This is a genomic window from Halomicrococcus pelagicus, assembly GCF_050954125.1.
Window position 1 is genome coordinate 476,019 of the sequence record NZ_JBPBWC010000001.1, and the last position, 23,945, is coordinate 499,963.

A 23,945-nucleotide genomic window follows, 5' to 3' on the forward strand; every position below is an offset into this window, starting at 1 on the left:
CCGGAAAGATGGCCGTTCTCCAGCGGTTTGGCTCACTTCCCTCCTGGAGCCAGTACGCACCTACGAGTCCGAGTTTGCGAACGAACAGCCCCCCTCGTACGTCGGAACTTCTCGACAACGGGGGGACACCGAGAAGACGACGTTCTCCGAGTGAATCCTGCCGTATTCGGCATCCGCGACGACGCAGTCGGCCGTCCCTTCGTCCGAGGAACGGTCCTCGTCGATGGGTCGCTCGACCCACTCGGCATCGCCAACGCGTCCGCGCAGCGTAAACGGGCCGCGAGCGTCCTCCCACGTGCAGTCCACCACGTCGTCCGGAATCGTTGCCACTTCGCCCTGTCGCGTCTCCGGGTATCCCTCTACCCGGTGAGTCGAGTCGTGAATCGTCTCTCCGGCGCGTTCGATTTGTATCTGGAATCGCTGCGGTTCGTGACTGTAGTTGGACACGGCCAGCCAGCCCAATCGCGGGGGACGACCGAACGCGTCCCGGAGGGTGTCGACGCACCCGGTACCGAAAGCCAGGGCGGCGAGACCGGCGGACGCGGCGAACGAACGGCGGTTCATGTGGTCGAAACGCGACGATGAAAATTATAATCTTTCTGTCGGTTGCGTTCGCGATGGTCGAACGAAAGCGCCGGCCGCGTCGGTTACTCGTCGTCGAGCGCGTGCCAGGACAGCCGCAGGTTCCGGGCGGCGCTGGCCTGGTCGATGCGCTTCGCCGTCGTGCGCTCCGGCGCGGCGGCCAGCGCGGACTCGTCCTCGCTCGCCACGGCGTCGAACGCCTCCGCGAGCTGGTCGAGCGTCTCGCGGTTCTCCACCTCGGTCGGCTCGGTCATCAGCGCCTCGGGGACGATCTCCGGCCACTTCGTCGTCGGCGGGTGGACGCCGTAGTCGAGCATCCGTTTCGCCACGTCGGCGGCGTCCTGGTCGCCCGCGCTGGCGACGAACTCGTGGTGGAACGGGCCGTGGGGCACCTCGTACGAGATCTGCTCTGCGAGGTAGTTGGCGTTGAGCACCGCCTTCGCGCTGGCGTCGGCGAGTCCCTCGTCGCCGAGGCGGGCGATGTAAGCGTACGCCTTCACGAGCACGAGCCAGTTGCCGGCGAATCCGTGGACCTTGCCGATGGTCTCCTCGGGGTCGAACCGCTCGTACGTTCCCTCCGCGGACTCGTCGGTCTCCCGCACGCGGGGTGCAGGCAGGAACGCAGCGAGTTCGTCGGTGACGCCCACCGGACCGGCACCCGGACCGCCGCCGCCGTGCGGCGTGGCGAACGTCTTGTGGACGTTGTAGTGCATGATGTCGAAGCCCATGTCGCCCGGCCGGGCGCGACCGAGCAGGGCGTTCAGGTTCGCCCCGTCGTAGTACAGCAGCCCGCCCGCGTCGTGGACGATGGCGGCGATCTCCTCGATGTCGCGTTCGAACAGCCCGAGCGTGTTCGGGTTCGTGAGCATGAAGAGCGCCGTGTCCTCGCTCGCGGCGGCCTCCAGGGCGTCGAGGTCGACGCGGCCGTCGTCGCCCGAGGGGAGTTCGACCACGTCGTAGCCCCCCATCGCCGCGCTGGCGAAGTTGGTGCCGTGGGCGCTGTCCGGGACGAGTATCTCGTCGCGGTGGCCCTCGCCGTTGGCCTCGTGGTACGCCTGCGCGACGAGGATGCCCGTGAACTCGCCGGCCGCGCCCGCGGGAGGCTGGAGACTCACGGCGTCCATCCCGCCGATGCGCGCCAGATAGTCCTGGAGTCCGTACAGCAACTCCAGCGTGCCCTGGACGCTCGCCTCCGAGCGGTCCGGGTGGACGGCCGCGCCGGGCAGCGCCGCCACGTCCTCGGTGAACTTCGGGTTGTACTTCATCGTACAGCTACCGAGGGGGTACGGGCCGCTGTCGACCCCGTAGTTCATCTGCGAGAGACGGGTGTAGTGGCGCGCCAGCTCGGGCTCGGAGAGGTCGGGCAGTTCGAGGCTGTCCCGGGTGAGGTCGTCCGGTAGCGGCGACTCGTCGACGTCGACCGTCTCGCCGTCTTTCTCCGACAGCAGCGGTTCGTAGAGGTCCTCGTCCTCGCGCTGCCATCTGGCCTGGTCGTACTTCACGCGGACCACCCCGCGGTGGACGCGACGTGGTCGTCGTGAGCCCTCATCGCGCCACCTCCGCCAGCATGGTGACGAACTCGTCGACGGCGTGTTGGTTCGTGTCAGTGACACAGACCTGTATCTCGTGTTCGCCAACGTCGTGGACGGCGAACCCCTTCGATTCGAGGTCCTCGACGATGGGTGCCGCGGGCTGGTCCGTGTGGGCCACGAACTCGCGGAAGTGGTGGCGGTCGTGGACCGGTGCCTGAACGCCCGTCACGTCGTCGATGCGCTCGGCGAGGTCCCGGGCCAGCGTCACGCAGTCCTCCGCGAGGTCGAGCAGGCCCGACGGGCCGAGGTAGGCGGCGTGAATCGCCGCCCGGAGCGCGACCCAGGCCTGGTTCGTGCAGATGTTGCTCGTCGCTCGCTCGCGGCGGATGTGCTGTTCTCGGGTCTGGAGCGTCAGCGTGTACGCTCGGTTGCCGTCGCCGTCCTCACCCGCGCCGACGAGGCGGCCCGGCACCTGCCGGACGAACGCCTCGCGCGTGGCGAACAGGCCGAGTCCCATGCCGTAGCTCGTGGGCAGCCCCAGCGTCGCGGCGTCGCCGACGACCACGTCGGCGCCCACCGCCGCGGGCTCCTGGAGCAGCGACAGCGCCACGGGGTCGGAGCCGAGACAGAACAGCGCGCCGTGGTCGTCCGCGAGGTCCCCGACCGCGTCGAGGTGTTCCTCGATGGTCCCGCGCGTCGTCGGGTTCTCGGCGTACACCATCACGCAGTCTTCGTCCAGCGCCGCCGCCAGCGCGTCCACGTCGACGTTGCCGTCGTCGGTCCCGTACGTCTCTACCTCCAGGCCGGGGCCGGCGGCGTAGTTCTTGAGGACGCTCCGGCGGTCGTCGAGCAGGTAGTCGGGGACCAGCACGCGGTCACCGCTAGTCTCGCGGACGCGCGCGGCGAGCAGCGCCGCCTCCGCCAGCGCCGTCGCGTGGTCGTACATCGAGGCGTTGACTATCTCCAGGCCCGTCAGCTCGACCAGCATCGACTGGTACTCGAACAGGGCCTGCAGGAATCCCTGGGTCACCTCGGGCTGGTACTGCGTGTAGGAGGTGAGAAACTCCGAGCGCAGCGAGAGGTGGTCGACGAGCGAGGGGACGTAGTGGTCGTAGTGGCCGCGACCGAGGAACTCGGTGAGGTCGCGGTTCTTGCCGAGCATCGTCCGGAGTTCGCGCCTCGCCTGCGCTTCCGTGCGCCGTTCGATGCCGAACTCGCCGTCGAACTGGACCGGCCGGGGGATGTCGAACAGTTCCTCGACCGAGTCCGCGCCGACGGCGTCCAGCATCGCCGCCGTCTCCGTCGCCGTGTGCGGGGCGTACGGGCTGCCCGCACTGCTCTCTCGTCCGCTCATTCGATCTGCTCGCGGTACTCCTCGGCCGAGAGCAGGTCGTCGAGTTCTCCCGCGTCGTCGAGCTCGACCTCCAGCATCCAGCCGTCACCGAACGGGTCGTCGTTGACCAGTTCCGGTTCGTTCTCCAGCGCGTCGTTGACCGCCGTGACGCTGCCCGAGACGGGGGAGTACAGGTCCGAGACGGCCTTGATCGACTCGACGACGCCGAACTCATCGCCCTGCGTCACGTCGTCGCCCTCGTCCGGCAGTTCGACGAAGACGACGTCGCCGAGTTCGTCCTGCGCGAAGTCGCTGATGCCTATCTTGGCGGTGTCGTCGCTCTGTTCGACCCACTCGTGCGATTCCAGATACTTGCGGTCCTCGGGTACTTCGAAGCTCATTGTTTGTCCTTGAGGAACGGCGTGTTCTCAATCTTTGCCTTTTTCGACTGGCCGCGAACGACGACCCTGACGACCGTGCCGGGGTCGGCGTACTCCACGGGAACGTAGCCCAGCGCGACGGGTTCGGACAGCGTCGGACTCATCGTTCCGCTCGTCACTTCGCCGATGATGGTGTCGTCCGTATCGGTGATGTCGTAGCCGTGGCGCGGCACGCCCCGGTCGATGAGCCGGAGGCCGACGAGCGTCTCCTCGACGCCGTTTTCCTTGGACACTTCGAGCGCGTCCCGGCCGACGAACTCCGTGTCGAGTTTCACGGTGAATTCGACGTTCGCCTCGTAGGGGTCGCGCGGGTTCTCCTCGGGGTCGAAGTCCTGACCGGACAGCAGGAATCCCATCTCGATGCGGAGCGTGTCGCGCGAGCCGAGTCCGCAGGGCTGGGCCTCGATAGCTTCCCAGACGGTCTCGGCTTCGTCCGACGACAGGATCAGCTCGAACCCGTCCTCGCCGGTGTAGCCCGTCCGGGCGACCCAGCAGGTGACGCCCGCGATGGAGGCGTAGCGGGCCTCGAACCTCGAGAGGTCGACGACTCCGTCGTCGGCGGCGTCGTCCAGCACGTCGGCCGCCTCCGGTCCCTGGACGGCGAACATCGCGTAGTCGTCGGTGAGGTCGTGGACCTCGGCATCTAAGTCCCACTCGTCCCTGAACGACGTCCAGCGCCGGTGCATCTCCTCGTCGTGACCCGCGTTCGGGACGAAGAGGAACTCCGCGCCGTCGTCGCTCGGCGTCCGAGTGCCGGTCGACTCGACTTCGTCCGCGTCGGGCAAGCGGTAGACGACGGTGTCGTCGAGGACGACGCCGTCCTCGTCGGTTATCATCGCGTACTGGGAGTCGCCTACTCCGAGTTCGGTCACGTCGTTGGTCGTCAGCCGCTGCATCAACTCCTCGGCGTCGGGGCCGCGCACCGCTATCTCGCCCATGTGGGAGACGTCGAAGATGCCGACATCCTCCCGGACGCTGCGGTGTTCCTCCGTGATGGAGTCGAACTCGACGGGCATGTCCCACCCGCCGAACTCCGTGAAGGTCGCGCCCCGCTCGTCGTGGTGGTCCCGCAACGGCGGTTTCCGAAGGGCCATACCTCACCCTCCGGAGCGGGACAAGTAATGCTTTGTTTTCTCGGCGAGCTGACCTCCCATCGTTCCGGTCAGGCCGGCTCGACGATGATGTCGCCGTCGCGCTTCTTGAAGACGAGGCGGTCGCCCTCCTCTACTTCCTGGTCGTCCGCGGCGAACTCCTCGCGGACGGCCTTGATCAGGCTGATCCGCCACCGCTGGGTCACCGTCGTCGTACCGAGTATCTGCTCTGCCATGTATCGTCCACTCGTGATTCGGCATTATTAGACATTCTTAGCTATTCCGACTATATAGTCGAGATGGACAACTCGCTCGTCTACGGCTTCTGACGCGGTCTCGAGGGTGAACGACGGTAGCTGGCGACGGCGCGCCCGACGCCTACGACCGCGTCGCCGCGGCCCGAGACAGCACCGACGTCGCGGTCGACGCGACGACGCTGCTGTCACAGGCCGGACACTGGGCCGTCAGCGACCACTCCCGTCGCCGGCAGCGGTCGTCGGACTTCGCGTCCGGGGATTCCCCCGAGTTCGCGGGAGCGTCGAGCGTGACGAGCGCCGCGAGGTCGACCAGCAGGACGAACGATCCGGCGTGTCCGCAGTTGTTACAGCTCATGGATTGTCGGACCGACTGGTGCGTTCGACGCGTCGGCCGTGCCGGAGTGGTTCCGTCCCCGTACTTGAACGTTCGGCTCAGTCGTCGGCCGCCGGTTTCGTCTCCAGACCGTACTCGGCGGCGCGCGTGCGCCAGAACTCCTCGTACCCCTCGCGGTCGGGGTCCTCGCGGACCGTGCTCTCGCCCACCTCGATGCGGTCGAGTTTCATGTTCACCTCCTCGATCAGGCGTTCGCCGACGTCGTCGCTGATGACGCCGGACCGCATCGCGTCCATGATGGCGCTCTTCTCCTGTTTGAGGACGCGGCGTTCGCCGACGAGGAGCTCCTCGTGGCGTATCTCGGGGTTCTCCCGGAGGAGCTGGGAGATGGTGTCGTTGAGGTCCTCTTTCTCGCGCTCGTACTCCCCCCGGAAGTCCTCGTACACGTCGGGCGGGAGGTCGCCCTGGTCGTGCAGGCGCTCGGCGGCCTCCAGCGCGGAGTCGACCGCGCGGGCGCGACCGGTGAGCAGTTCGTACAGCTCTTCGGCCTCCGACCGGGTGACGATGCCGAGCCGGTCGAGCAGGTTCCCCATCGTGAGACCCTGGACGACGAGGCTGAAGGCGGCGACGCCGAACACCATCGAACGAAGTTCCGTCTCCCGGGGGAAGTCGTTCGGGAGTCCCAGCACGAGCGCGATGGGGATGGAGGCGTGCAGGCCGCCCCAGACCATCACGTGCTGGTACTCTAGCGGCACTTTGCGGCCGTCGAAGTAGTTCGCGAACGCCGTCGACGGGTAGACGATGACGGCGCGAACGACGACCGTCAGGACGATGGCGACGAGGATGAGCTGCCAGTTGTCGATCATCTGGGCGATGGGCGTCTTCGCGCCGATGAGGACGAAGATGAGCGTGTTGACGAGGAAGGCCGCAGTGTCCCAGGTGTTGAACACCGATATCTTCGTCTGCGGACTCATCGCGTACTCCGCGCCGCGGTTGCCGATGAACATCCCCGCGGTGACCGTCGCGATGACGCCGCTGACGTGCAGGTAGTGTTCGGCGAGCATGAAGCTGCCGTAGGCGAGGATGAGCGTCAGCACTATCTCGGTCATGTGCTCGTCGAGGTTGACCATCACGCGGTAGACGACGTATCCCGCGGCGAGTCCGACGAGCATACCGCCGACGCTGGCAACCACGATCTCGACCGTCGCGTCCCCGACGGTCCCCAGCGTCGCCAGTTCGCCGAGGTCGGTGGAGGGGTCGGTCTCCGTTATCAGCACGAAGAGCGTCGAGAAGACGACGACGCCGACGCCGTCGTTGATGAGGCTCTCGCCCTCGACGAGGGTGGCGAGGCGCTCTGGCGCGCCGAGTTCCTCGAACAGCGCCAGCACCGAGACGGGGTCGGTCGGGAGAACCATCGCCGCGAACAGCAGCGAGAGCAAGAGCGGGTAGCCGAAGGCGTAGCTCCCCAGCCACCCTAACAGGAGGATGGACAGTATCAGCCCCGGAACGGCCAGCGTTATCACCGGTCCGAGGTTCTCCCGGAAGCTCTCGAGGTCGGTCGTCGCCGCGCCCTCGAACAGCAGCGGCGGTAACAGCACGAGCAGGATGAGGTCGTGGGAGAGCGCGATGTCGATGCGGATGTCGAGAACCGAGACGCCCAACCCGGCGAGCAGCAACGCGATGGTGTAGGGGAACCGGCCGATTTTCGCGACGAACACGCCCACGGCCGCTGCGATGATGAAAACTTCGAGCAGGTTGATGAGCCCCGTCGTGATTCCGGTCGGTGCAGCCATTACCGAACGTTTCGCGTGAGAGCCATTAAAGTCGCATCATCCGGAATCCGCCCTGAGCGCTGGTGACAGCCCGGAAACCACTCTGCGCCGTGATAGTGGTGAACCGTCGCACGCTTTGGGGGACGGGACCTCGGACTTCAGCGGCCACTCGTGGCCGTCGCGAACGGCGACCTCGGCAACTCCGCATCAACGAGTCGAGCCGCGAGAGAACGGCACCGAATCCCCTGCCGGAGCGGTCGATTCCGTCGCCCATGGGCGGCCCCGTCACTCGTCCGGCCCGAACGCGTCGTAGTAGAGCACCGCGAGCACGGTCCGACCGTCCCGAACCTCGTCGGCGGCGACCGCGTCGCGGAGCGCGTCGAACGTCGTCGTCTCCGGTCTGATGCTCTCGTTGTGGTCCAGTTCCTGTTCGGCCGTCGGCGTACAGCCCCGGGCGACGAAGTAGTGCAGGACAGAGTCCGCGATGCCGTTGGCGGGCTCGACGGTGGTGAGGTGGTCGACGGTCTCGGCCTCGTACCCCGTCTCCTCGGCGAGTTCGCGGCGGGCCGCCGCGTCCAGGTGCTCGTCGTCCGGTTCGACGCCGCCGACCGGTAGCCCGCGCGAGACCCGCGAGACGGCCTGTCGCCACTCCTCGATGACCACCACGTCGCCGTCCGACGTGAACGGGAGGACGACGACGCTCTCGGGTTCGGAGACGTAGTCGAACTCCGTCTCCGCGCCGTCGGCCATCTGCACGTCCTCGTTCACCACGTCGAAGCCGGGGCAGGAGTAGACTACCTCGGCGTCGAGCGTCTCCCACGCGAGCGAGTCGTCCGGGGCGGTCGCGTCGTCGACCGCGTCCGGGTCGTCTTCGGCTGGCATATGCGGGCGTTGGCGGCGTCGCGAGAAAGGGACACCGGTCGCGGCCAGGGCTTCAATCCGTCAGGCCGTACCCGCGCCGGAACAGGGCCACGTCGAGTGCGACGACGGCGACGGTCATCGCCGACAGCACGGCGAGCGACACCGTCGGGTCGACCTCGGAGACGCCGAGGAAGCCGTACCGGACGCCGTTGACCATGTACACCATCGGGTTGAGCAGCGAGAGCTCCTGGTACGGCGAGGGGAGTTCCCGGATGGAGTAGAACACGCCGCCGAAGAAGACGAGCGGGCGGACGATGAACTGGTTCATCATCGTCAGGTTGTCCCAGTCGTCCGCCCAGAGCCCGCCGACGACGCCGATGCTCGAGAACAGCACGGTGATGACCAGCGCGAACGCCACGAGGTAGAACGGCCGGACGCCGGCGAGGTCGACGTGCGTGAAGAACGCGCCGACGACGGCGATGAGCGCGCCGACGAGCAGTCCCCGGGTCGCGCCGGAGACGATGTAGGCGGCGACCATCCGCGAGTACGACATCGGCGACGTGAGCGCCTCCTCGATGTACTCGTTCCAGCGACCGTGGAAGATGGAGAACGAGGAGTTCTCGAAGGCGTTCGCGATGGCTCCGAGGACGACCAGTCCGGGCAGGATGTAGAGGATGTAGGGAATCGACTGGCCGCCGGCCCGCACGCTCCCGACGCGCCCGCCGAGGATGACGCCGAACACGGAGAAGTAGAGCACGTTCGTCACGAACGGCGGGACGAACGTGTTCCGCGGCCGACGCAGGAATCGCAGTATCTCGCGCTTCGTCAGCGTCTTGAACCCCGTCAGCCCCGAGACGAGGCTCATCGCCGCTCACCCCCGTCGCCGGCGACGGTGGCCGCTTCGGTCGCCCGCTCGTCGGCCTCGTCGTCTCCCGTTATCGTCGCGTCGTCCTCGCGGGTCATCTCCACGAACACCTCCTCGAGCGACGTGCGCGAGATGTCGAGGTCGACGATCTCGTGGCCGGCACGGTCGAGGTCGCGCACGAGGTCCGGCGCGACCAGTCCGCCCTGGCGCGCGGTGACGACGAGGCGGTCGCCGTCCAGTTCGACCGACTCGACGTCGTGGTCGTCGCTCGCGGTCGCGGCGAGCGCGTCGAGGTCGGGCGCGGTCGCCGGCGGGTCGCGCAGCGTGACCGTGATGCGGTCCGGCCCGCGCTCCATGAGGTCCTCGGGGGTGGCGACCGTCAGCAGGTTGCCCGAGTCGAGGATGGCCACCTCGTCGCAGAGGCGCTCGGCCTCCTCGATGTAGTGTGTGGTCAGCAGGACGGTCGTCCCGCCCTCGTTCAGTTCGGTGATGAGGTCCCAGAGGTCGTGGCGCAGTTGCACGTCCACGCCCGCGGTGGGTTCGTCGAGGATGAGCAGGTCCGGGTCGGTGATGAGCGCCCGCGCGAGCATGAACCGCCGCTTCATCCCGCCGGAGAGCCAGTCGAAGCGCGTGTTCCGCTTCTCGTAGATGCCGACCCGCCGCAGGACCTCGTCGGCGCGCTCGCCGGCCTCCTCCTCGGGGATGCCGTGATAGCCGGCCTTGTGCTGGAGCACCTCCCGAATGGGGAAGAATCGGTCGACGTTGAACTCCTGGGGCGCGAGACCGATGAGGTCGCGGGCCTGCTGGTAGTCGTCTTCGACGTCGTGACCGAACACCTCGGCGCGGCCCCCGCTCCGCCGAACGAGGCCGACGAGGATGTTGATGAACGTCGTCTTGCCCGCGCCGTTCGGCCCCAGCAGTCCGAAGAAGCTCCCCGCCGGAATCGAGAGCGTGACGCCGTCCAGCGCCTGCACGTCGTCGTAACGCTTCCGCAGGTCCTCGGTTTCGATGGCGGCAGTCATTCGGTCCCGCTAGTCGCCTGGTCGCGTTAAGGGCGTTGATGGCGGTCGGGCATCGTGGCGGTCGCGCCCGAACGACGAGCGGTCGTCGGCGGGTTTTTGGGTCGCGGGGGAGAACTGCGACGTGATGCACGTCGGAATCGTCGCCCAGCGCGGGAACGACAGGGCCGCCGACCTCGCCTCGCGCCTTCGCGAGACGCTGGAGGCGGAAGACGTCGACATCTGGGTCGACGAATCGACCGCGGAGCAGATCGACGCCCCCGGCGTCGACGTGGACCAGATGACGGAGTGCAACCTCGTGGTGAGCATCGGCGGCGACGGTACCTTCCTGTTCGCGGCCCGCGGCGCCGGCAGCACGCCCATCCTCGGCGTCAACCTCGGCGAAGTGGGGTTCCTGAACGCCGTCAGGCCCGACGAAGCGGTCGAGGAGGTGCGCTCGGAGGTGGCGACGTACCGCGAGACGGGCGCAATTCCTTCCCGCAAGGCCCCCCGACTCGTCGCCTCGGGAGACGGCGACTGGTCGACGCATCCGGCGCTGAACGAGATATCCGTGCAGGGCGCACAGCGCGGCCACGGTCAGGGCGGCGAGTTCGAGATTCGCGTCGGCGACACCACGTACGACGCCGGCCACGCCGACGGCGTGCTCGTCTCGACGCCGACCGGGAGCACGGCGTACAACCTGAGCGAGGGCGGACCGCTTGTCAACCCCGACGTGGGCGGCCTGGTGATAAATCAGATGTGCGCGACCGACCCCATGCCGCCGCTGGTCGTCGACCTCGACGAGGACATCGAGATTCACGTCTCGGAGACTCCGCACGCGGTCGTCAGCAGCGACGCCACCCACAAGCAGGTCGCGGTTCCCGAGACGGTCAGCGTCTCGCTCACACCGGAACCGGCCCGCATCGCCGGCCCCTCGGCGGACTTCTACAAGGCGCTGGAGAAACTGGACTAGCCTCGGCGGGGACGTCCGCCGGTCCCGGCGCGGGCCGCCGAGTCGATGCTAGGGGCGGAGTCCGTCGCCCGACGAACCACTTTAACCGTCGGCGACCCTATTTGAACTCGTGTGTACACTCATCGTCGCGTGGCAGGTGTTCGACGATGCGCCGGTCGTCGCGGCCGCGAACCGTGACGAAGCGCTCTCGCGACCCTCGCGTCCGCCCGCCGTCATCGACCGGAGTCCGACCGTCGTCGCACCCCGTGACGAGGAGGCGGGCGGGACGTGGATCGGCTACAACGAGGAGGGCCTGTTCGTCGGCGTGACGAACCGCCGGACCGACCTCGACGGCGGGCGCTCGCGGGGGCTGCTGGTCCGGTCGGCGCTCGCCCGCGCGTCGGCGGACGAGGCGGTCCGGTACGTCGAGAACGAACTGGCCGACCGCGAGTACGCGGGGTTCAACCTCTTCGTCGCCGACGCCGACGCCGCGACCGTGATGGAGTGGGACGGCGTCCTCCGGACGAGGCACCTCGACCCCGGCGTCCACGTCGTCGTCAACGACGGCCTGAACGACGCCGCGCCGAAGGCCGAGCGCATCCGCGAGGCGGTTCACCCTTACCGCGGCGGGATGGACCACGAAGAGAGTCTCGACGAGTGGATGGCCCACGCCAAGGACGTGCTCGCCGACCACGACGTCGGCGCGTGCGTCCACGGCGACGGCTACGGCACGCGGTCCTCGTCCATCGTCGTCCTCCGGGCCGACGGCGGGGCGACCTACGAGTTCGCCGACGGGCCGCCCTGCGAGACGGCGTATCACGACGCCGCGGAAGGTCAGCTTTAAACCGCCGCCGATACCTGTATAGGATATGAGCACGGCTACGTCCGAGGAGGACCTCACCGAGGACGAACGCAGGGGCCTGGAACTCGTGCGCGAGACGGGCGGCATCCACCAGAGCGACTTCTGGAAGGAGATGGACGTCTCCTCACGGAAGGGGAGTCGCATCATCGAGTCGCTCGTCGAGAAGGAGATGGTCCAGCGCGAGGAGACCGTCTACCAGGGCCACAACACGTACTACATAACGCCCGCCGCTCGCGACCTCGACTTTTCGCTCCTCATGGCGGGCGACATGCTCTCGCCGTTCATCGGCGAGGAGGAGATAGACCCCGAGAGCGACGCCTTCTCGCAGTGGATGATGAACCTCGCCTACGAGGAGTAGTTCGCCCTCGACCGCCGACGAGACGCGAGTCGTCCGAACGGTCCCGGCCCGCACCGTCAGCGCTCCCTGACGCGACGGACGGCGTCCGTTTCCGGGCGAGAGTTTTTGAACCATAACGCCCAACGCCACGCCATGGACGAGATAACGCTCTTCGTACCCGAGACCATCGTCGAGTCGCTTCCCGAAGACGGCGGGGACGCCGAACAGGACATGCGGCGGGCGGTCGAGGGCTGGGAGGCTCGACTGAACCGCCTCCGCGAGGAGACCGACGGCGACGAGGAGGTTGCCAGCGCCGTCGTGGACGTGCTGGAGCGATTCGAGGAGCGCTGGGAGCAGTACGACGACTTCGTCGCGGAGCTACGCGCCTGGGGACAGTCGCCCATCTACGCGATGGCGTGGCGCGACCTGATGGGGTCGCTCGTTCGCCAGCTGTACGACCACGAGGAGCTGGCCGAGCGCGTCGACCGCGAGCGCCACGCCCGCCTCGTCAGCGACGGCATCCGCCCCGGCAAATGAGCGACGGGGGTCCGACCGAGGACCCGCCGGACGCCGAGGACGACGCACCGCTCTCGCGCGTCCGCCGCGCGAAGACCGAGCGGGCGACCCGGCCGCCGACGCGCGGTCTCGACGCCGGCGCTGTGGCCGTCGGTCTCGTTCCCGCCCTCGGCGCGAAACTCGCCGCGGCGCTGCTGTCGCTGCTGTCGCTCCCGGGACTCACCGACGTCGCGGCGCTCGCCAGCACGCTGGCCGTCCCGCTAGGCGGATACGTCGCGGGACGCTACGCCAGCACGGGCGACGCTACTCGCACGGGAGGAGACCGACGCCGCGGCGCGCTTCACGGCGCGCTGGCGGTCGCCGGAACGCTGGTCCTGACGGGGGTCGGCGCGGTCGCCGTGGCGACGCGGCCGCTGGCGGCCGTCCGGGCGGTTCTCGTCGCGGACGCCGGCGGCCCCGGTCTCCTCGCGGCAACAGTCGTCGCACTCGTGACCGCCGGCGGCGTCGCCGGTGCGCTCGCGCGGCGGCCGTGAGGGCCGCAGGCGTCAGACGGCGGCGAGGACGAGCGCCCAGAACCCGAGCGAGACGACGCCGGTGACGACGAACCCCTTCCAGAAGTCCTCGGTCGGCGGGAACGGTGTGTCGTTTCTGTGAGCCATCTTCTCGTTCCCTCCCTGGAACTCGGGAGGGAGAAAGCTTGAGCTTCGATGCGCCGCCTTTTATGAGGGGGTTGCGGCGATGGCGACGGGCCCGAACGACCGCCGGGGAGACGAAACGCTGTCACGGTGGCGGGACGCCACCGACCGGGATTTATGTCGCCGGCGTCCGAGGAGTCGGTATGGACCTGACGCTGCGGTTCTTCGCCAACTTCCGCGAGGCCGTCGGTCAGAAGACGCTGGAACGAGAGTACCCCGACGACGCCACCGTCGGGGACGTCCTCGAATCGCTGGTCGAGGAGTACGACCTCGACCTCTTCGAGGACGGCGAGATGCGCGACCAGTTGAGCATCATGAAAAACGGGACCGACGTGGTCCACATCGAGGGCCCGGAGACGCCGCTCTCGGACGGCGACACACTCTCCGTGTTCCCGCCGGTCGCGGGTGGATAGATGCGCCGCGAGAAGTCCTTCCGCGGCATCTCGAAGCGACTCGCCCGGAACTACTTGGAGAATCTGGGCGGCGAGGTGCGGGACGACGGCGACGTCGAGGGCGACGACTGGCGGGCGTCGCTCTCCGCCGAGAAAGTGAACGTCGGACCGAGCGTGGAACTGACGGAGGTGACGGTCGTCTTCGAGGGCGACGAGGACGTTCTCGACCCGCTGGTCGAGGAGTTCTCGCAGAAGGCGATGCGCGCCGGGGGGTGACGGGACGTGACGGGCGACCCCCACCCCGTCGACGGGCAGGTCGTCCTGCTGGCGGGCGCCAAGGCCAGCGTCCCGCTCGAACGGATTCCGGACCTGCTCGAACGCGTACAGGCCGACCTCGGTCCGCGCCTGGACGCCGTCCGCCGCCGGTTCGAGTGCGTCCACGAGGACGGCGAGCGCGCCGTCTTCCTCGTCCCGGACGACCACTGGCGGACGGTCGGCGACCGTCTGGGCTTCGGCCGACGGGAGCGCGACGCCGTCCGCCGTGCGCACGAGGAGCAACTGCTGCGTCTCGGCCGTCGAGAGGACCGCCGCGAGGAGTTCGCGTCGGCGCTGGAGTTGCGGACGGCCGTCGTGGTGGGCCGACGGGATGGCTCCGACGCGCCGGAGCGGTAAATTGAACCCCCGGGCGTGAGACGGAGCGGGCGTGTACTCCGCCGTCGTCACGATTCTCGCCCACGCGACGCTCGCGCTGGCGAGCTACGGTCTCGCCAGCGCGCTGGCGGCTCGCGTCGCCCGGAAGCACGCGTCGCGGGTACGGACGGCGGCGCGCCTGCGAACGCTCCGGCGCGCCGGCAGCCTCGTCGGCGGGAGCGGAGCGGTCGTCGTCTCGGAGCTCTCGGGAGTCACGCCGTTCGTCGCGGGAACGCTCCCCGCGGGCATCGCCGGCACCGCCTACGGCGCGGTGCTCGTCGCCTGCGTCGTCTTCCTCGGTCCCGTCCTGCTGGTCGTGGTCGCGGTCGACCTCGCCGTTCACCCGTACCGGCGCGAGGTGCGGCCGGTGGAAGCGACCCGTTCGGACGTGGTTCGCTGGTTCCTCGCCCGCGTCCCGGCGATGCCGCTCGCGGTCGGGGTCGCCGCGGTCGTCGTCTGGGTCGCGCCCGCCGGGTGGGGCAGGGTGGTCGCCGCACTCGCCGTCGCCGTCGCGGGTGCCGCCGGGATGCCCGTCCTGCTCTCGTACGTGCTGCGCGCTCGCCCGCCGACGCCCGGCGAGTGCGCGTCGCTCGTCGACCTGCCCGACGACGTGCGCGTTCGCGTCGTCCCGGACGCCACCCGGGTCGGCGTGGCGTTCGCGGCGGGCGTCGCTCCCGGCGCTCGCTACGTCTTCCTCGCGGAATCGCTGTTCGACGTGCTCGGTCCCGCTGAGCGGCGGGCCGTGCTCGCCCACGAACTCGCCCACCACCGTCGGGGACACGTCGCGCTCCGGGTCGCGCTACCGATGTGTCTGCTCGTCCCGCTCGTCGCGGCGGTCGAGTTTCACGTCGACGGCGCGTTCGCCGCGGTCCTCGTCCTCTCGCTGCCGGCCACCGTCGCGCTGTTTTGGGTCGTCCGGTGGACGGAGTACGACGCGGACCGTTGGGCGGCCGACCGTGCCGGGGCCGGCGCGCTGGCCGGCGCGCTCTCGGAACTGGCCGACCGCAAACTCGTGCTCGCGGGACCGGGGCGGCATCTCGGCGCTTTCGCCTCCCACCCCTCTATCGAGAGGCGCGTCGCGCGCCTCGGTCGAGAGCCTCCAGGGCGGCGTCCAGGTCCGCGATGAGGTCGCGGGGGTGTTCGACGCCGGCCGACACCCGGAGCAGCGAGTCGGTGATGCCGAGTTCCGCGCGCTCCTCGGGCGACAGCGGCGAGTGCGTCATGCTCGCGGGGTGTTCTATCAGCGACTCGACGCCGCCGAGACTGACCGCCAGTTCGAACGCCTCCAGTTCCGCGACGAACCGCTCGACGTCGGCGAGGTCGCCAGCGAGTTCGAACGACAGCACGCCGCCCGCGCCGTCCATCTGCCGCCTCGCGAGGTCGCGCTGGGGGTGCGATTCGAGCCCCGGGTAGTACACCGTCTCGACGCGGTCGTGTTCGTCGAGGAACGCGGCGATTTCGGCGGCGTTGGTCTCGTGCTGTCGCATGCGCAGCGGCAGCGTCTTCAGACCGCGCAGCGTGAGGAAGGCGTCGAACGGCGCGAGCACGTTCCCCATCCCGACCTGCTGGAGGAACCCGATCTCGTTCGCGAGGTCGTCGTCGTCGGTGACGGCGACGCCGCCCAGCGAGTCGCTGTGTCCGTTGAGGTACTTCGTCGTGCTGTGGACGACCACGTCCGCGCCGAGGTCGAGCGGGCGCTGGAAGTACGGCGAGAGGAAGGTGTTGTCCACGCCGAGGCGGGCGTCGGCGGACGCCGCAATCGAGGCGATGGCCTCGATGTCACAGAGCCGGAGCAGGGGGTTCGTCGGCGTCTCCATCCAGACGAGTTCCGTCTCCTCGCGGACGGCGTCGGCGACGTTCTCCGGGTCGCGGGCGTCGACGAAGTCGACCGCCACGTCGAGGCGGTCCCGGAACAGTTCCTTCAGCATGGTGTTCGTCCCGCCGTAGAGGTCGTCGAACGCGACGATGTGGTCGCCGGGTTCGACGGTCGCCGTGACCGTCGCGACGATGGCCGACGTGCCGGAGGCGAAGGTCATGGCGTGGTCGCCACCCTCCAGCGCCGCCAGTCGCTTCTCCAGGGCGTGGCGTGTCGGGTTCGCCAGCCGCGAGTAGAGGTACTCGTTGTCCTCGGGGTCGAGGTCCTCGAGGGCGGTGTCGGGGTCGATGCCGGGCACCTCGTACGTCGACGAGAGGTGGACGGGCATCGTCACGTCGCCCGCCCGCTCGTCGTGCGACGGTTGCTCGCCGTGGGTCACCGCCAGCGTCTCGAACCGAGGGTCCGCGTCGGAGGGGTCGGTCATGCCACCGGTCCCTTCGGCATCCTAATTTAGTATCTTTCGATGCGGCAGGTGTTGCCATGCGTCGAGAGAATCGCGCTCGCACACGAATTATCGCCGAACATCGTCCGACATCGTTCCTGACGAAGAGGAGAGAATACAACGATCCGTCGCGGTGAACCGAATGCGCGCGGCCACCCGCGACCGTCGCGCGCGCCGCGACGGACGGGACGAGAGCGGTCGCCGGTCGTTTCAGTCGTCGCTGGACGCCGCCGCGCCGCCGCGGGACACGCCGGTGCCAGGACCGACGTCGATGCCGAGTTCCTCGAGCTTCTCGTCGGGCACGACGCCGTCCTCCCAGTCGCGGACGGCGTAGTACTCGTCTTTCAGCTCGGCGAGTTCGACGAGTTCGCCCTCGGAACCGCCCTTGCCGGGGATGGCCTCGGGGCTGCCCTCGACGAACCGGGCCGGCAGGTCGTCGTCCTCGCCGTCGAAGCCGACGAGGTTGTTGTAGTAGCGTTCGAGGTTGTAGATGCGCTCGCCCGCCTCCATCAGTTCCTCCTCGGAGACGTCGCGGCCGGTCATGCCATTGTACTGCATGACGTACTCCTCGATGCCCTCCGCGAAGGCGTTGAACTTGCAGATGTCGAAGCTGTCCGAGATGGCGTGCATGTCCTGGAAGGTGACACAGAGCTCGCCCTTCCCCTCCCACTCGGTGGGTTCGACCTTCTCCGGTAAGCCGAGGATCTCGGCGGACGGCGTGTAGCCGCGGAGGTGGCAGGCGCCGCGGTTGCTCGTCGCGTAGCCGATGGCCATCCCCTTCATGCTGCGGGGGTCGTAGGCGGCCATCGTCTGGCCCTTCACGTCGAGGGACATCTCGGCGTCGCCGAGCTCCTCGGCGGCGCGCATCGAGCCCCGGGCCAGCAGGTCCGCGAGGTCGTCCTCGCGGTGGGCGATGCGCTCGATCATCTCCAGCATCGTCTCGGAGTCGCCCCAGTCGAGTCCCTCGTCGAGGCGACCCTCTTCGGTGGCCTCCATCGCCATGGCCATCGTATTCCCGGTGTCGATGGTGTCGATGCCCATGTCGTTGCAGCGGTCGATCATCGCCGCGATCTTGTCGCGGTCGTCGTTCATCGAGTTCGGACCGAGCGCCCATGCCGACTCGTACTCGTACGACTCCATCCGGATGTTCATGTCCTCGCCCTTGTGGTGGACCTGCACCTCGACCTCCTTCTTGCAGGCGACGGGGCAGGAGTGACACGTCGGCTCGTCGACGAGGATGTTCTCACGGACGTTCTCACCGGAAACGTTCTCGGCGTCGATGTTCGGCTCGTCCGGCTCCGACTCGGCCTCGCTGTGCGTGCTGGTGTACGCGGCGTTGCGGGTCGGCAGGCCGTCCATCTCCTCGGTGAGGTTCATCAGGACGTTCGTGCCGTACATCGAGAGACCGCCCTCGTTCGGCGCGGTCACGTCCGACTCCTGGATGGCCTGCATCGCCTGCTTGTGGCCCTTCTGGAACGTCTCCGAGTCGGCGGGCTGGGGCATCTTCGTCGTCGACTTCACGACGACCGCCTTGAGGTTCTTCGACCCCATCACCGCGCCGGTGCCGCCGCGGCCCGAGGCGCGGTCGTCCTCGTTGATGATGCATGCCATCCGAACCTGGTTCTCGCCGCCGGGACCGATGGCCATCAGCGAGAGGTTCTTGCCGTACGACCCCTCGACCTCCTCCTCGAGCGTGTCGCGCGTCTCGTGGACGCCCTTGCCCCAGAGGTGGGAGGCGTCGCGGAGTTCGACCTCACCGTCCTCGACGAAGGCGTAGACGGGGTCGTCGGCCTGCCCCTCGAACAGCAGGCCGTCGAAGCCGGCCCACTTCAGTCGCGCGCCCGACCAGCCGCCGTGGTGGCTGTCCGTGACGGTGTTCGTCAGCGGCGACTTCGTACAGACCGCGATGCGTCCGCTCATCACCGTCTGCGTGCCGGTCAACGGCCCGTTCATAAAGGCGAGCAGATTGTCGGGGCCGAGCGGGTCGACGTCCGGTCCCTGGTCGAACACGTACTTCACTCCGAGTCCGCGGGCACCGATGTACTTCTTCGCGTCCTGGTCGTCGACGCCCTCGTAGTCGACCGCTCCGTCCGTGAGGTCGACGCGGGCGACGTGGTCCTGGAAACCGCCTAAGTCAGTCATAGTAACTTCTATCCGTTATAATGGTGCGCTAGCACGTTATTCGTTCCCATCCTTGGGTAACCGATTTCGGTTACGTCGACGACGGCCGGACGATAGTGAAAACAGTGATACAGTCGGCGGCCGGTCGTTCGCGCATGGGCGACGAGACGAACGCGGGCGAGGAGTCCGATAGGGATGGGGCGGCGGCGACGGACGCGACCGAGGTGGTGGACGACGCGACGGGCGGTCGGCCGTGTCCGACGTGCCAGGAGCCGATGTTCCGCCGCCACTGCAAGTACGTCTGTCCGAACCACGGCGTCGTGATGGACTGCGGGGACACCTTCTGGAACTAGGTCAGCGCCTCGCGGGCCGGTTGCACGAGCAGGGCGAGCGCGACGACCGCCGCGGCGGCGACGAGCCACCAGTTCTTCCCGACCGACCCCGCAGCGAGCGTCTCCAGCGACCCCCCGGCCAGCACGGCGGCGGCGGTCCAGGGCACCTCGCCGAGCGCCGTCCCGAGGACGAACGCGCGCAGGGGGACCCCCGAGAGCCCCGCGGCCGCCGAGACGGGGTCGGAGGGCGCGGGCGCGAGCCGCGAGGCGACCATGCCGCGCAGGTCGCCGGTCGCGTCGAAGAAGCGCTCGCCCGAGGCTCCCAGTCGCCCGGCGAGACCGCCATCGCCCCGGAAGTACTGCGCACCGAGGAACGGGACGCAGGCGCTCGCGGTCGTGCCGGCGAGCGCGACGGGGAAGCCGACGACCGGGCCGTAGACGTACCCGACCGCCAGCGCGACCGCCGAGGTCGGCCACGCCAGCACCGGACGGACGAGATAGACGAGGAGGAACGCGCCCGCGGCGAGCGTGGGGCTGTCGGTGACCGCCTCGACCTGCCGGTAGACGAGGTCGGGCGAGACGACCAACCCCGCGGCGACGACGAGCGAGAGGACGGCGAGACCGGCGAGCTGCCGGCGGTGCTGACGCACTGCCATTCACCCCAGTTTGCCCGCCGGACGGCTAAGTACTTTCTTCCGCGCGCAACTTTTAATCCGTCAGGTGGCCGATTCGGAGACGATGAGCGAAGAGGACGATGCCCCCCATGCATCGAAGAGTTCGACTGGCGAGAGCGCCGAGGCGGGCGAGTCAGGGAGCGGGTCGGAGGCGGACGCCGGTCGGCGCGACGGCGATGGCCGGGACGACCCCGTGGCGCTGGGCGTCGAACTGCTCGGGAAACTCGAACACGCCGAACTGTCGGTCGCGGAGGCGGTCGACCGCATCGAGACCATCACGACCGACCCCACGACGACCCGGACCATCCTCGACGAGGCCGAGAAGCGCGGCCTCGTCGAACGCGAGCAGGGCATCATCCGGCCTACCGGCGGCGGGTTCGTCCGGTTCGAGAGCGAGGTCGTGGTCAAGGAGGGCGACTTCACCTGCCAGCGCTGCGGGGCCAGCATCTCCGAGGGTCACTTCGTGAAACTCGACGCCGGCGAGCACGGTCCGTTCGGTTCGTCCTGCATCCGGAAGGTCACTGGTCGCGACTGAGTCGGTCGACGAGCCGCTCGATGGTCCGCTGCTGGCGCTCCAGCAGTTCGTTCTGGCGTTCGACCGCTTCGGTGAGCGCCGCCAGTCGCTCCTCGACGTCGTCGCCCATGTTCTCCTCGGCGGGCTCGAACCCGGAGCCGGCGAACCCGGACGACTCGCCGTCGGCCGTTTCCTCCCGGGATTCGGCGGTCGACTCGCGACCCGTAGTCGCGAGCGCTCCGTCGCCGCCGGTACCGGCGGGTTCGTCCTCGGACACCGCGTCGTCGACGCTTGCCGCGTCGACGCTCTCCGTTCCGCCGCTCGCTGCATCTCCGACGGGGTCGTCCACCACGACGGAGCCGCCGGAACTGGTCTCGACGTCGGCGCTTGCGTCGCTGGCGTCGGTCGCGGTCTCGGCGTCCGCGTTCGCCGTATCGCCGAGGGCGTCGGCGGACTCGTCGTCGACGCCGGCGTCGGAATCGGCCTCGACGACCTGGCCGTCGACGTCGAGTTCCGGCGGGTTCGCCTGGATGGGGTCGACGCCGCCGAACGGGTCGTCGGCGTCGTCGGCGTCACTAGCGTCGGACGCTTCGTCATCGGCGTCGTCGGGCGCGGCACTGCGCTCGAACTCGGCGTACGAGTCGGCGTCGTGGTAGGAGAGCAGCGCGCGCTCGACGCGTTCCCGCACCTCCCGCGTTCGGTTGCTGGGCGTCTTGACGCGCTGGGGCCGGCCGTCGGCCTCGATGATTATCTGGGAGGAGACGGTGCCCTCCTCGACGTCAAGGCGGGTCACGTCCTCGAAGTGGTACTGCTCGAAGTCCTCGTCCCAGACGGCCTCGCCGACGTGTTTCACGACGCGTGCGCTCGTGACGACGAGCGTGAGTTCGCTGAACTGGTAGGTCTGGATGACCTGCTCGTTGGCGTCGGTGACGCCCGCGCCGTTGAGCACGCCCGCGAGGACCGGGTGGAGGGCGTCGTGGAGGCGTTTGGCGGGGACCGTGAACTCCTCGACGCCGTCGATGCCGTAGTCGAGGGCGACCGTCGCCTTCCGTCGGCCCTCGGTCACCTCGATGCGCTCGGCGTCGTGGGAGTACTCCACGACGGACTCGTCGCTCAACAGGCCGTCGCCCCGGTAGATGAGCGTCCGCGTCGGCGTCACGTAGAGGGCGTCTTCACCGCCGAGGGGGACCGTCGCGGCGACTTGCTCGTCGCCCAGCGTGGACTGTACGATTTCCGGAATACTCATGAAGTGGAATGGATACCCCCGTGTGGTCAGTAGTGGCGACGAACCGTCAGGTCGGCAGTCGCATCGACCGCTCGACATGGGACGGTCCGTTCCCCGGTCTCGACGGCGGACGACCGCCAGAACTTCACGTGAGAATCACGTTCACTGGGACATGGGATACACCTGGCAGTACTACGACCTCGTTCTCGCTGCCATCTTCGTCAGCCTGATAGGCGGCGTCGCCGTTGGGCAGTTGACCGCCATTCCGACGACGACCACGGCGATAGCTGGCGGATTCGTCGGCGTGCTCCTCGTCGGTCACGGCCTGTTCGTCAACGGCCCGGTGGACGCGCCGGACGACCTCACCGACGAGGTCGACTCGCTGAACTGATTCGACGCCCGCCGCGAGTCGAATTTCCGGTCGCGGAGACCGAACCGCGAGTCGAACTCCCGGTCGAGGAGCAGTCGTCCCCGCGGGCGGCGTCGGAGAGCGGTATTCCGGTCCACACCCGGGGCAGGTGCGGCCTACCCCCTCTGGTGCGGTCCCTCCCGGACGGTGCGGCGCGCCCGTCACTGGACGGCGACGACCGCCGGAGCGGACGCCCTCGTCCGGCGGCCCGCGTCGGGGCGCGACGCGGCGAGGGGTCAGTAGACGGCGTCTCGAATCTCCTCGTCCAGGTCCTCGAACGTGTTGAGGTGGACCCGCCGCTCGGTGCGCAACTCCGCCAGCTTCCGCTCGTGGTCGTCGACGTTGTCCGCGACCGAGAACGCGTCCACGTCCATCCCCGGCACCGACGCGGGGACGGTGAGGCCCGTCGCCTCGTCGTCGGTCCACTCGACGGTGCCGCGGACGAGTTCGCGCAGGAGAGTCACCGAGTCCTCGACGCGGATGTCGGTCCCGCCCAGGTCGCCGGTGTTGAGGACGAAGCAGTCAACGTCGAGGTCGGTGACGAGGTCGCGGAACCGGTTGCCCTCCTCGCCTTTCGAGCCGACGATGAAGGGGTTGGTCCCGACCACGCGGATGGCCTCGCCCGCCTTCGAGGGGTCGCCCGCGCTGGTCTGGACGGACTCCCCGAGCATGAACGCCGCCGCGGCCTCCTCGGGCGAGAGCTTCGCGACCGGTGGCATCGTCGGGTTGCGCGTGATGAAGAACACCTGGTCGACCGACTCGAGGTCGACGTCCTCCCCCGCGGACGAGAGGTGTTCGCGCTGGATGACCGCCCGACCGTTGGACGTGTGGCGGTCGCTGTCGAAGTCGACGGTGCCGTCGTCGGCCACGTCGACGTTCTCCAGGACGGTGGACTCGTGCATGACCGCGTCGTACATCGCGGGCTGTTCGTCGGCGTCGAGTCCGATGGTCTTGACGTACAGCCCGTTGCCCTCGCTCCCGGCGACGGTGCCGTCGGGAAGCAACGCACAGACGTCGTCCTGGAGCATCGTCGCTTCCTCGGGCTCGTCGAGTCGGAGACCGTGAGCGGTCAGCGTCGACTTGCCGGTCGCCGACAGTCCGAGGAACAGCTGTCCGACCTCGTCGATACCGTCGCCGTCGTCGTCCGCGCCCGCTTCGCCGCGCCGTAGTCGGACGCGCTTGCTCCCGGCGTGGAGGCCGAGTCCGCCCCCGCGCTTGGCGTGGTACATGAACAGGCGGAGGAAGGACTTCTTGGCCTCACCGGTGTAGTCGCTGCCCAGCACGGCGGTCACGCCGTCGTCGGGGAGGACGCGGACAGCGACCTCGTCGCGCTCTGGCACCTGGATGGTGACGAAGTCGGGGTCGGGCGCTCGCTGGCCGTCCTCCGCCGTCACCGGCTCGAACAGCTTCGCCCACGCGAGGGCGATGCGCGCGTGCGGTTTCGGCACGTACAGCCGGCAGCGGTAGGAGTGGTCGGGGTGGCGGCCCATCCGGCGGTCGAGACAGACCATCTCGTGGTCGCGAGCGTACTCGATGGCGTCCTCGACGTGTGCGTAGTCGCTCGCGTCGAAGTCGTCGTCGACCTCGTTTCTCGTCCGGTCGGCGTTGCGCGAGCGGTGGTCGCTGACGTACGACGGGGAGCCGAACTCGGTCGTCGTTTCGAGGTTCTCGGAGAATTCCCGGAGTCGTTCCAGCGACGGGTCGTAGACGACGCCGTCCGCTTCTACGGGGTCGGGCAGGGCGGTCGTCGGCGTTCGGACCCTCGGCGCGGAGTCTGACATCGTGGTCGAAGACAACAGGAGGAGGTTTAATTATTCACCGTTTGTCGCCCTCCAGAGCGCCT

General features: G+C 68.7%; 28 protein-coding genes. 12 read left to right on the plus strand and 16 right to left on the minus strand.

The genetic code is table 11. The annotated features are described in order from the left end of the window. Positions 1 to 60: 60 nt before the first annotated feature. The 11 genes from ACRYA2_RS02655 to ACRYA2_RS02705 form a co-directional block, all read right to left on the minus strand. Positions 61 to 564 (minus strand): hypothetical protein, encoded by a 504-nt coding sequence (locus ACRYA2_RS02655; protein WP_433623949.1) that lies wholly within the window; start codon positions 562 to 564, stop codon positions 61 to 63. 83 nt (positions 565 to 647) lie between these two features. After that, a complete protein-coding gene (gene gcvPB, locus ACRYA2_RS02660; RefSeq protein WP_433623951.1) occupies positions 648 to 2,084 on the minus strand; it encodes an aminomethyl-transferring glycine dehydrogenase subunit GcvPB in 1,437 nt (478 codons plus the stop codon). A 43-nt stretch (positions 2,085 to 2,127) separates the two neighbouring features. Next, positions 2,128 to 3,468: an aminomethyl-transferring glycine dehydrogenase subunit GcvPA gene (gene gcvPA, locus ACRYA2_RS02665; RefSeq protein WP_433623953.1), complete on the minus strand. Its 1,341-nt coding sequence runs from the start codon at positions 3,466 to 3,468 to the stop codon at positions 2,128 to 2,130. After that, the gene (gene gcvH / locus ACRYA2_RS02670; protein ID WP_433623955.1) at positions 3,465 to 3,848 is read right to left on the minus strand and encodes a glycine cleavage system protein GcvH; all 384 of its coding nucleotides are present in this window, start codon (positions 3,846 to 3,848) and stop codon (positions 3,465 to 3,467) included. Before gcvH ends, gcvPA begins: the two co-directional genes overlap by 4 nt. Next, the gene (gene gcvT, locus ACRYA2_RS02675; RefSeq protein WP_433623957.1) at positions 3,845 to 4,981 is read right to left on the minus strand and encodes a glycine cleavage system aminomethyltransferase GcvT; all 1,137 of its coding nucleotides are present in this window, start codon (positions 4,979 to 4,981) and stop codon (positions 3,845 to 3,847) included. The genes gcvH and gcvT overlap by 4 nt, the downstream gene beginning before the upstream one ends. A gap of 68 nt (positions 4,982 to 5,049) precedes the next feature. Then, positions 5,050 to 5,214, minus strand: coding sequence for a hypothetical protein (locus tag ACRYA2_RS02680; protein WP_433623959.1), 165 nt, complete (start codon positions 5,212 to 5,214; stop codon positions 5,050 to 5,052). Between the two features lie 142 nt (positions 5,215 to 5,356). Further along, positions 5,357 to 5,590, minus strand: coding sequence for a hypothetical protein (locus ACRYA2_RS02685; protein WP_433623961.1), 234 nt, complete (start codon positions 5,588 to 5,590; stop codon positions 5,357 to 5,359). 77 nt (positions 5,591 to 5,667) lie between these two features. Next, a complete protein-coding gene (locus tag ACRYA2_RS02690; protein WP_433623963.1) occupies positions 5,668 to 7,362 on the minus strand; it encodes a Na+/H+ antiporter in 1,695 nt (564 codons plus the stop codon). A 264-nt stretch (positions 7,363 to 7,626) separates the two neighbouring features. Continuing rightward, complete coding sequence (locus ACRYA2_RS02695) at positions 7,627 to 8,223, minus strand: NUDIX hydrolase (protein WP_433623965.1); 597 nt, start codon at positions 8,221 to 8,223, stop codon at positions 7,627 to 7,629. A 52-nt stretch (positions 8,224 to 8,275) separates the two neighbouring features. Beyond that, entirely contained in the window at positions 8,276 to 9,067 is a 792-nt protein-coding gene (locus ACRYA2_RS02700; protein ID WP_433623967.1) for an ABC transporter permease, read from the minus strand. Then, on the minus strand, positions 9,064 to 10,089 hold the full coding sequence (locus ACRYA2_RS02705; protein WP_433623969.1) for an ABC transporter ATP-binding protein: 1,026 nt from the start codon (positions 10,087 to 10,089) through the stop codon (positions 9,064 to 9,066). Before ACRYA2_RS02705 ends, ACRYA2_RS02700 begins: the two co-directional genes overlap by 4 nt. 124 nt (positions 10,090 to 10,213) lie before the next feature. On the opposite strand from ACRYA2_RS02705, the gene ACRYA2_RS02710 reads away from it, so the two are divergent. The 9 genes from ACRYA2_RS02710 to ACRYA2_RS02750 all read left to right on the plus strand — a co-directional run bounded on the left by ACRYA2_RS02710 (position 10,214) and on the right by ACRYA2_RS02750 (position 15,635). Further along, positions 10,214 to 11,038, plus strand: a complete 825-nt coding sequence (locus ACRYA2_RS02710; RefSeq protein WP_433623971.1) for an NAD(+)/NADH kinase — start codon at positions 10,214 to 10,216, stop codon at positions 11,036 to 11,038. Between the two features lie 109 nt (positions 11,039 to 11,147). After that, entirely contained in the window at positions 11,148 to 11,861 is a 714-nt protein-coding gene (locus ACRYA2_RS02715; RefSeq protein WP_433623973.1) for an NRDE family protein, read from the plus strand. A 25-nt stretch (positions 11,862 to 11,886) separates the two neighbouring features. Continuing rightward, a complete protein-coding gene (locus ACRYA2_RS02720; protein ID WP_113275538.1) occupies positions 11,887 to 12,237 on the plus strand; it encodes a helix-turn-helix transcriptional regulator in 351 nt (116 codons plus the stop codon). Between the two features lie 132 nt (positions 12,238 to 12,369). Beyond that, positions 12,370 to 12,753 (plus strand): DUF7971 family protein, encoded by a 384-nt coding sequence (locus ACRYA2_RS02725; RefSeq protein WP_433623976.1) that lies wholly within the window; start codon positions 12,370 to 12,372, stop codon positions 12,751 to 12,753. Further along, on the plus strand, positions 12,750 to 13,265 hold the full coding sequence (locus tag ACRYA2_RS02730) for a hypothetical protein (RefSeq protein WP_433623978.1): 516 nt from the start codon (positions 12,750 to 12,752) through the stop codon (positions 13,263 to 13,265). Before ACRYA2_RS02725 ends, ACRYA2_RS02730 begins: the two co-directional genes overlap by 4 nt. 305 nt (positions 13,266 to 13,570) lie before the next feature. Beyond that, positions 13,571 to 13,840: a ubiquitin-like small modifier protein 1 gene (locus ACRYA2_RS02735; protein WP_433623980.1), complete on the plus strand. Its 270-nt coding sequence runs from the start codon at positions 13,571 to 13,573 to the stop codon at positions 13,838 to 13,840. Continuing rightward, on the plus strand, positions 13,841 to 14,095 hold the full coding sequence (locus ACRYA2_RS02740) for a MoaD-like domain-containing protein (protein ID WP_433623982.1): 255 nt from the start codon (positions 13,841 to 13,843) through the stop codon (positions 14,093 to 14,095). Between the two features lie 6 nt (positions 14,096 to 14,101). Further along, complete coding sequence (locus ACRYA2_RS02745) at positions 14,102 to 14,491, plus strand: DUF8048 family protein (RefSeq protein ID WP_433623984.1); 390 nt, start codon at positions 14,102 to 14,104, stop codon at positions 14,489 to 14,491. A 31-nt stretch (positions 14,492 to 14,522) separates the two neighbouring features. Next, positions 14,523 to 15,635 carry a M48 family metallopeptidase gene (locus ACRYA2_RS02750; protein ID WP_433623986.1) on the plus strand — a complete coding sequence of 371 codons (1,113 nt, stop codon included), beginning with the start codon at positions 14,523 to 14,525 and terminating at the stop codon, positions 15,633 to 15,635. Here ACRYA2_RS02750 and ACRYA2_RS02755 read toward each other — a convergent pair. Then, complete coding sequence (locus ACRYA2_RS02755; protein ID WP_433623988.1) at positions 15,571 to 16,809, minus strand: trans-sulfuration enzyme family protein; 1,239 nt, start codon at positions 16,807 to 16,809, stop codon at positions 15,571 to 15,573. The genes ACRYA2_RS02750 and ACRYA2_RS02755 overlap by 65 nt on opposite strands. 228 nt (positions 16,810 to 17,037) lie before the next feature. Continuing rightward, on the minus strand, positions 17,038 to 18,969 hold the full coding sequence (locus tag ACRYA2_RS02760; RefSeq protein ID WP_433623990.1) for an aldehyde ferredoxin oxidoreductase family protein: 1,932 nt from the start codon (positions 18,967 to 18,969) through the stop codon (positions 17,038 to 17,040). A gap of 134 nt (positions 18,970 to 19,103) precedes the next feature. Here ACRYA2_RS02760 and ACRYA2_RS02765 point away from each other — a divergent pair, with 134 nt between their 5' ends. After that, positions 19,104 to 19,301 (plus strand): HVO_2523 family zinc finger protein, encoded by a 198-nt coding sequence (locus ACRYA2_RS02765; protein WP_433623992.1) that lies wholly within the window; start codon positions 19,104 to 19,106, stop codon positions 19,299 to 19,301. Here the strand turns inward: ACRYA2_RS02765 and ACRYA2_RS02770 are convergent. Then, complete coding sequence (locus tag ACRYA2_RS02770) at positions 19,298 to 19,936, minus strand: TVP38/TMEM64 family protein (protein ID WP_433623994.1); 639 nt, start codon at positions 19,934 to 19,936, stop codon at positions 19,298 to 19,300. The genes ACRYA2_RS02765 and ACRYA2_RS02770 overlap by 4 nt on opposite strands. 82 nt (positions 19,937 to 20,018) lie before the next feature. Between ACRYA2_RS02770 and ACRYA2_RS02775 the strand changes: the two genes are divergently transcribed. Then, complete coding sequence (locus tag ACRYA2_RS02775) at positions 20,019 to 20,489, plus strand: DUF5830 family protein (protein ID WP_433623996.1); 471 nt, start codon at positions 20,019 to 20,021, stop codon at positions 20,487 to 20,489. On the opposite strand, the gene ACRYA2_RS02780 is transcribed toward ACRYA2_RS02775, so the two are convergent. Continuing rightward, positions 20,473 to 21,714, minus strand: a complete 1,242-nt coding sequence (locus ACRYA2_RS02780) for a DUF7115 domain-containing protein (RefSeq protein ID WP_433623998.1) — start codon at positions 21,712 to 21,714, stop codon at positions 20,473 to 20,475. The genes ACRYA2_RS02775 and ACRYA2_RS02780 overlap by 17 nt on opposite strands. A gap of 151 nt (positions 21,715 to 21,865) precedes the next feature. Here ACRYA2_RS02780 and ACRYA2_RS02785 point away from each other — a divergent pair, with 151 nt between their 5' ends. After that, on the plus strand, positions 21,866 to 22,084 hold the full coding sequence (locus ACRYA2_RS02785; RefSeq protein ID WP_113275548.1) for a DUF8015 family protein: 219 nt from the start codon (positions 21,866 to 21,868) through the stop codon (positions 22,082 to 22,084). 254 nt (positions 22,085 to 22,338) lie between these two features. On the opposite strand, the gene ACRYA2_RS02790 is transcribed toward ACRYA2_RS02785, so the two are convergent. Then, positions 22,339 to 23,883 (minus strand): phosphoenolpyruvate carboxykinase (ATP), encoded by a 1,545-nt coding sequence (locus tag ACRYA2_RS02790; RefSeq protein WP_433624000.1) that lies wholly within the window; start codon positions 23,881 to 23,883, stop codon positions 22,339 to 22,341. Positions 23,884 to 23,945 lie beyond the last annotated feature (62 nt).

Bases quoted from the DNA above. Each gene is read 5' to 3' on its own strand.
- ACRYA2_RS02655 (WP_433623949.1), bottom strand. From the start codon at position 564: ATGAACCGCCGTTCGTTCGCCGCGTCCGCCGGTCTCGCCGCCCTGGCT.
- gcvPA (WP_433623953.1), bottom strand. From the start codon at position 3,468: ATGAGCGGACGAGAGAGCAGTGCGGGCAGCCCGTACGCCCCGCACACG.
- gcvH (WP_433623955.1), bottom strand. From the start codon at position 3,848: ATGAGCTTCGAAGTACCCGAGGACCGCAAGTATCTGGAATCGCACGAG.
- gcvT (WP_433623957.1), bottom strand. From the start codon at position 4,981: ATGGCCCTTCGGAAACCGCCGTTGCGGGACCACCACGACGAGCGGGGC.
- ACRYA2_RS02680 (WP_433623959.1), bottom strand. From the start codon at position 5,214: ATGGCAGAGCAGATACTCGGTACGACGACGGTGACCCAGCGGTGGCGG.
- ACRYA2_RS02685 (WP_433623961.1), bottom strand. From the start codon at position 5,590: ATGAGCTGTAACAACTGCGGACACGCCGGATCGTTCGTCCTGCTGGTC.
- ACRYA2_RS02690 (WP_433623963.1), bottom strand. From the start codon at position 7,362: ATGGCTGCACCGACCGGAATCACGACGGGGCTCATCAACCTGCTCGAA.
- ACRYA2_RS02695 (WP_433623965.1), bottom strand. From the start codon at position 8,223: ATGCCAGCCGAAGACGACCCGGACGCGGTCGACGACGCGACCGCCCCG.
- ACRYA2_RS02700 (WP_433623967.1), bottom strand. From the start codon at position 9,067: ATGAGCCTCGTCTCGGGGCTGACGGGGTTCAAGACGCTGACGAAGCGC.
- ACRYA2_RS02705 (WP_433623969.1), bottom strand. From the start codon at position 10,089: ATGACTGCCGCCATCGAAACCGAGGACCTGCGGAAGCGTTACGACGAC.
- ACRYA2_RS02710 (WP_433623971.1), top strand. From the start codon at position 10,214: ATGCACGTCGGAATCGTCGCCCAGCGCGGGAACGACAGGGCCGCCGAC.
- ACRYA2_RS02720 (WP_113275538.1), top strand. From the start codon at position 11,887: ATGAGCACGGCTACGTCCGAGGAGGACCTCACCGAGGACGAACGCAGG.
- ACRYA2_RS02725 (WP_433623976.1), top strand. From the start codon at position 12,370: ATGGACGAGATAACGCTCTTCGTACCCGAGACCATCGTCGAGTCGCTT.
- ACRYA2_RS02730 (WP_433623978.1), top strand. From the start codon at position 12,750: ATGAGCGACGGGGGTCCGACCGAGGACCCGCCGGACGCCGAGGACGAC.
- ACRYA2_RS02735 (WP_433623980.1), top strand. From the start codon at position 13,571: ATGGACCTGACGCTGCGGTTCTTCGCCAACTTCCGCGAGGCCGTCGGT.
- ACRYA2_RS02740 (WP_433623982.1), top strand. From the start codon at position 13,841: ATGCGCCGCGAGAAGTCCTTCCGCGGCATCTCGAAGCGACTCGCCCGG.
- ACRYA2_RS02755 (WP_433623988.1), bottom strand. From the start codon at position 16,809: ATGACCGACCCCTCCGACGCGGACCCTCGGTTCGAGACGCTGGCGGTG.
- ACRYA2_RS02760 (WP_433623990.1), bottom strand. From the start codon at position 18,969: ATGACTGACTTAGGCGGTTTCCAGGACCACGTCGCCCGCGTCGACCTC.
- ACRYA2_RS02765 (WP_433623992.1), top strand. From the start codon at position 19,104: ATGGGCGACGAGACGAACGCGGGCGAGGAGTCCGATAGGGATGGGGCG.
- ACRYA2_RS02770 (WP_433623994.1), bottom strand. From the start codon at position 19,936: ATGGCAGTGCGTCAGCACCGCCGGCAGCTCGCCGGTCTCGCCGTCCTC.
- ACRYA2_RS02775 (WP_433623996.1), top strand. From the start codon at position 20,019: ATGAGCGAAGAGGACGATGCCCCCCATGCATCGAAGAGTTCGACTGGC.
- ACRYA2_RS02780 (WP_433623998.1), bottom strand. From the start codon at position 21,714: ATGAGTATTCCGGAAATCGTACAGTCCACGCTGGGCGACGAGCAAGTC.
- ACRYA2_RS02785 (WP_113275548.1), top strand. From the start codon at position 21,866: ATGGGATACACCTGGCAGTACTACGACCTCGTTCTCGCTGCCATCTTC.
- ACRYA2_RS02790 (WP_433624000.1), bottom strand. From the start codon at position 23,883: ATGTCAGACTCCGCGCCGAGGGTCCGAACGCCGACGACCGCCCTGCCC.